We start from the raw sequence: 1,257 nt of genomic DNA, 5'->3' as shown, positions 1-1,257 counted from the left end.
GGCGACGGGGTCCGACGCGCGGATCGTCAGGCGGCCGCCGGTCGCGACGTAGTCGGCTGCGGACGCGGGGCCGGCGGCACGCTCCGTGGCCGCCTTGGGTGCCTCGTTCGTGCACCCGGCCGGCAACGGCTCCACCGAGACCAGCCCGGGATCGACCCCGGCTCGTTCGGCGACACCGCGGACGGCCTCCGCCCACGACACGCCCGCCCACGACACGCCCGGCCGCGCCCCGCCCGTCACGCCGACCCGACCGACCCGAGCACCGTCTCCGTCCATGCCGGAAAGTCCACCACGCCCGGCCGCGTGCGCGACTCCTCGGCGGCGAACGCCATGAGGTGACTGTCCAGCGCGGTCGCGAACGACAGCTCGCCCGTCCCGACGGTGCCGTCCACGACGGCGCGGCAAAACGCGTCCATCAGGGCGTCGTCCCCGCCGGCGTGCCCCCGGTGGTCGGCCGCGACCGAGTCGGCGCGGGCGACGAGCGTGCAGGTCGTGTGCCCCAGGGGTCCGGCGTCGCCGGAGGCCACCACCTCGACGCCGGCCACCATCTCGACCTCGGCCGGCAGCCCCGCACTGGCGAGCGCCCCGGGACCTGCCGACGCACCGGACGCCGCCGGCAACCACCCGGCGGGCGAGAACAGGTCCACCCGGATCTCGCCGGAGTCCATGTGCCCGTGCAGCTGCCCCCGCGTCCCCGTGATCGTCAGATGCCTGGTGTTCTCCGCGGTGAACGCGCTCGCCGTGAGCGTCGCGGTCAGCCCCGAACCGAACTCCAGGAGCGTCTGCTGGTGGTCGGCCACGTCGTTGTCGCAGCGGTAGACGCAGCGCCCGTACGGTCCGCGCCGCAGCGCGGCGAGCCGGCCGGCGGGGGAGAGGTCGGAGCCGAGCATCGTCACCGGGTGGCCCATGACGTCGCGCAGGGCGTCCACGTAGTACCGCGGCGCGTAGAACGGGCAGTCCGCGGCCGCGGGGCAGCCGTCGGTGCAGCGTCCCGGTGCGCCGGCCGGCGCGTTCTCGGCGCGGAAGTGGAGCAGCGACCCCGCGCTGGACACCGTCCGGGGCGCCGCACCCGCAAGCCACCGGATCAGGTCCAGGTCGTGGCACGTCTTGGCGAGCACCATGGGGCTGGACCCGGCGGCGTTGCGCCAGTTGCCCCGCACGAAGGAGTGCGCGAAGTGCCAGAACCCGATGTTCTCCCGCACCTCGATCGTCGCGAGGTCGCCCAGCGATCCCGCCGCGACGACGGCCCGCACGGCC

At 75.5% G+C, this 1,257-nt stretch carries 2 protein-coding genes; both read right to left on the bottom strand.

What is annotated here, in order from left to right; translation table 11 throughout:
- A partial coding sequence (locus PROKR_RS36905) for a hypothetical protein (protein ID WP_211240113.1) occupies positions 1 to 201 on the bottom strand: 201 nt, incomplete at its 3' end.
- A 35-nt stretch (positions 202 to 236) separates the two neighbouring features.
- On the bottom strand, positions 237 to 1,257 hold a 1,021-nt coding region (locus tag PROKR_RS11535), incomplete at its 5' end, for a Gfo/Idh/MocA family protein (RefSeq protein WP_036963295.1).

Origin of the sequence: Promicromonospora kroppenstedtii DSM 19349, assembly GCF_000515355.1 — a bacterium.
In the GTDB taxonomy this organism is placed as follows: Bacteria; Actinomycetota; Actinomycetes; order Actinomycetales; family Cellulomonadaceae; genus Promicromonospora; species Promicromonospora kroppenstedtii.
This window is presented reverse-complemented; position numbering and strand designations above follow the sequence as displayed.